4 protein-coding genes are annotated in these 4,126 nt (G+C 74.8%); 3 read left to right on the forward strand and 1 reads right to left on the reverse strand.

Annotated elements, in window-relative coordinates; all coding sequences use genetic code 11:
- Nucleotides 1–941 (reverse strand): 2-hydroxyacid dehydrogenase (locus FNQ90_RS14685; protein ID WP_182606793.1); only part of this gene is annotated, 941 nt, incomplete at its 3' end.
- 222 nt (nucleotides 942–1,163) lie between these two features.
- Here FNQ90_RS14685 and FNQ90_RS14690 point away from each other — a divergent pair.
- The 3 genes from FNQ90_RS14690 to FNQ90_RS14700 all read left to right on the forward strand — a co-directional run.
- Nucleotides 1,164–2,171, forward strand: coding sequence for an aldo/keto reductase (locus FNQ90_RS14690; protein ID WP_182606794.1), 1,008 nt, complete (start codon nucleotides 1,164–1,166; stop codon nucleotides 2,169–2,171).
- Between the two features lie 207 nt (nucleotides 2,172–2,378).
- The gene (locus FNQ90_RS14695; protein ID WP_182606796.1) at nucleotides 2,379–3,569 is read left to right on the forward strand and encodes a PQQ-dependent sugar dehydrogenase; all 1,191 of its coding nucleotides are present in this window, start codon (nucleotides 2,379–2,381) and stop codon (nucleotides 3,567–3,569) included.
- Nucleotides 3,570–3,913: 344 nt separating this feature from the next.
- Nucleotides 3,914–4,126, forward strand: a 213-nt coding sequence (locus FNQ90_RS14700) for a hypothetical protein (RefSeq protein ID WP_182606795.1), incomplete at its 3' end; no start/stop codon positions are given.

A 4,126-nucleotide genomic window follows, 5' to 3' on the forward strand; every position in this document is an offset into this window, starting at 1 on the left:
GTCCCCGCCTCCGCGACGACGAATTCCGGCCGCTCCCCCGCGGCGAAACGGGCCAACTGCCCCCGCAACAGACGATCCGCGCGCGGCCGGAAGGCCGAGGAGGCACCCCCCACGTGCGGGGAGATCAGCACCCCCGGTGCCCGCCACAGCGGGTGGTCGGCGGGCAGCGGCTCCGGATCGGTGACGTCCAACGCGGCCCGCAACCGTCCCGTCCCCACCTCGGCCAGCAGCGCGGAGGTGTCCACCACCGCCCCCCGGGCCACGTTCACCACCAGGGCGCCGTCGGGCAGTCGGGCCAGGAAGTCCCCGTCCACCAGTCCACGGGTGAGGTCGGTCAACGGGGTGCAGATCACCACGATCTCCGCCCGGGGCAGCAGGTCGTCGAGTTCGGCGACGGCGTGGACGGGGCCGCGCGGGGTGGTGCGCGCGGTCGTCGCCACCCGGATCACCCCGGCGGGCTCGAAGGGGGTCAGCCGGTCCTCCACCGCGCGTCCGATGCCGCCGTGACCGAGGATGAGCACCGTGCGGTCGGCCAGGGAGGGGCGAAGTGCGGGCTCCCAGGCTCCCCGGTCCCCGGCCCGCACGGCCTCGGGTATGCCGCGCTGGGCGGCGAGGATCAGCGCCAGGGCCAGTTCGGCGGTGCTGGTGTCGTGCAGACCGCCGGCGTTGCACAGCAGGGACCCGGCGGGCATCAGCCCGAGCCCCGGCACCATGTGCTCCCACCCGGCGGTGAGCGTCTGCGCCACCCGCAGTCGGGACATCCGCTCCAGCGGGCGCAGTGCGGTGCGCTGACCCTTCATGTAGGGCACGGCGTAGAAAACGCAGTCCGCGGGGTCGGCGGGGAACTCCTCCTCCCCGTTCCAGCGTCGATACACCAGCGAGGCCGGAAGGCCCTCGATCTCGTCGGGTGGGAAGGGAAGCCACACGTCACCGGAAGTCATGGCCACAGGCTAGTGGCGGGTGATCGGGGTGACCCGGGCGTGGCGGTGCCGACCTCCGGCCGGTCGCGTGCGCCGAACGGGCAGCGGCTACGTTGGTTCGCCACGGACACCGGCGGGCGCCGCCCGGCGCGGTGGGTCGCCGCGGCGGGTCGGGGTCGGTCGCGGAAGCGACCACCCGGCACCGCCGGGAACGGGGACACGGGCGGAAGGGAGCGGCACCGGGTGCGGTACCGGACGGTGGGTTCGGGGGCGCTGCGGGTCGGGGCCATAGGTCTCGGCTGCATGCCCATGAGCTGGGGGTACACCGCCTCCGAACGGAACGGTCGGGAGTCGCTGCGGGCCGTCCACGCGGCTCTGGACGAGGGCGCCACGCTGCTGGACACCGCCGACGTCTACGGCCCGTTCACCAACGAACTGCTGCTGGGGCGGGTGCTGTGCGAACGACGCGGCGACGTGTTCGTGGCCACGAAGGTGGGTCTGCTGGTGGGCGAGCACCACATGGTGGCCAACGGCCGCCCCGGCCACGTGCGCCGGGCCTGTGACGCCTCCCTGCGCCGGCTGCGGACGGACGTGATCGACCTGTACCAGTTGCACCGGCCCGACCCCGAGGTGCCGGTGGAGGAGACCTGGGGCGCGATGGCCGAGCTGGTGGCGGCCGGGAAGGTTCGCGCGCTGGGGGTGTGCGCCCCGGACCCGGCCCCTGTCGGGCGGCGCGGCGGAGGGTCGGGGACCCGGCCGTACGCCGGAACCCTGGAGGTGCTGCGACGGGTGCAACAGGTCTTCCCGGTGAGCACCGTGCAGGCCGAGTTCTCCCTGTGGTCGCCGGCGGCCGGGGAGACCCTGCTGCCGTGGTGCGAGGCGCGCGGCGTCGGACTGCTGGCCTCGATGCCGCTGGGCAGCGGTTTCCTGACCGGCACCCTCACGCCGGGCAGCGGTTTCGAACCGGACGACCCACGGGCCCACCACCCCCGCTTCACGGCCGAGATGATGGCGGCCAACCAGGTGCTGCCCGCCGGTCTGCGCCGGGTCGCCGGGCGGCATCCGGGTGCCACCGCCGCCGGGGTGGCGCTGGCCTGGTTGCTCACCAGGGGACGGCACGTGATCCCCATCCCGGGGACGAAGAAGGAGCGCTGGGCCCGGGAGAACTGTCGAGCCGCCGCGTTGGAGCTGAGCCGGGAGGACCTGGCCGAACTGGCGGAGCTGCCGGCGGCCCGGCAGTCCTGGAACTGACCCGGCGGGTGACCCGGCGGGGCGCCTCGCCACGGCGCCGGGTCCACCGACAGGGGGCCCGGATGTGGTGCCATGGAGGGACCGCCGAACGGGTGGGTCGCCGGGCCCCTCGCCGCGAACCCGTCCCGGACGGTGGACGAGGAGAACGACGACGGAACGGCCGGCGCCGGGCGTCCGGCCGTTCCGCCCCGGACGAGAGGCGTGTGCATGCGAGGCCACCGGCAGCGGACCCGGACCCGATCCCGCGCGACGACCGCGATCGCCGTCGTCGCCGCCCTGGCGGTGGGGGCGACCGGCTGCGGAGCGGATGACGGGACGGACGGGGGACGGACCCCCGACACCGGCACCGACGCCCCTGCGGACCCTCCCACCGGGGACGACACCGAGGGCGACGACGAGGGTGCGGCGGCCCCCGCGCGGGGCTCGGTGGAGGTGGCCGGCCCGGTCGCCGAGGAACTGGACTCGCCGTGGGGCCTGGTCAAGCTTCCCGACGGCGACCTGCTGGTCGGCTCCCGGGACGAGGCGACGATCCTGCGGGTGGACACCGCCGGGGGAACGGCGGAGGAGGTGGCGAGCGTGCCGGACGTGGCCGCCGACGGCGAGGGCGGCCTGCTGGGTCTGGCCCTCTCCCCCGACGAGGAGTGGTTGTACGCCTACCACACCGCCCCGGGGGACAACCGGATCATCCGGATGCCGCTGGAGGACGGCAACCCCGGTGAGCCGGAGGTCGTGTTCGACGGCATCCCCCGGGACGCGACCATCCACCACGGGGGCGGCCTGGCCTTCGGCCCCGACGACATGCTCTACGCCGCGACCGGCGATGCCAACGAACCGGACCTGGCGCAGGACCCCGACTCCCTGGCGGGCAAGATCCTGCGGCTCACCCCGGAGGGTGAGCCGGCCCCGGACAACCCGGAGGAGGGCTCCCCGGTCTGGTCCTCGGGCCACCGCAACGTGCAGGGCATGGCCTGGGACGACGAGGGCCGGATGTGGGCCACCGAGTTCGGCGCGAGCGACGTGGACGAGCTGAACCTCATCGAGGCGGGGGAGAACTACGGCTGGCCGATGTTCGAGGGCAGCGGCGGCGCCGACGAGGGGTACGTCGACCCCGAGGTGGAGTGGCCGGTCGCCGAGGCGTCCCCCAGCGGCCTGGCCTTCCACAACGGCGCGCTGTGGATGGCGACGCTGCGCGGCGAGCGGCTGTGGCGGATCCCGCTTGACGACACGGGCACCGTCGGGGAGCCCGAGGCGTTCCTCCAGGGGGAGTACGGCCGGCTGCGGAACGTCCTGGCGGTGCCGGACGCGGAGGACGAACTGCTCCTCGTCACCAACGAGACCGACACCAGGGGCACCCCCGAGGCCGGTGACGACCGCATCCTGAGGCTGCGGGTGGAGTGACCCGGGGCCCTCGCCGGCGATCCCCCGCCAGGCCCGTCGGCCCCGTGTCCCCGGCGGTCGCCTCCGGGGGGATCCCGTCGGCCCTTCGGGCGGCTCCGTCACCGGCCCCCGGCGGTTCCGGAGGCCGTGGCTCCGTCCCCGACCGGCGCCGCCGGATCCTTCCCCGGCCCGGCGCGTCCGTGGTCGGGGTCCGACCGTCCCGGACCACACCGGGCCCTCTCGCCCCTGTGGGGGTCACCCGACACGAAGCACGGAGCGATCCCTCCCGTCCGTGGCTTCCACCCGGGGGGGGAACGGCTCCCGTCCGGGGACAATGGGAGGACGGACAGGGAAGGGGTACGGCGATGAGCGACGAGATCCACGGCACCACGGCGTGGGAGGCCCTGGCCTTCCAGCGGGACGAGTACAAGGTCACCGAGAAGGAACACACGATCTTCCTGGAGGACGAGGGGGAGCGGGGGGTGGACCTGGACTCCGGACGGGTCGTGATCGGCGATCTCGCCCTGCCGCCCGCGATCCTGCCACCGGCCCCGCGGCTGGTGGACGAGCAGGGCCAC

This window comes from Streptomyces alkaliphilus, from assembly GCF_014141535.1.
GTDB lineage: Bacteria > Actinomycetota > Actinomycetes > Streptomycetales > Streptomycetaceae > Streptomyces > Streptomyces alkaliphilus.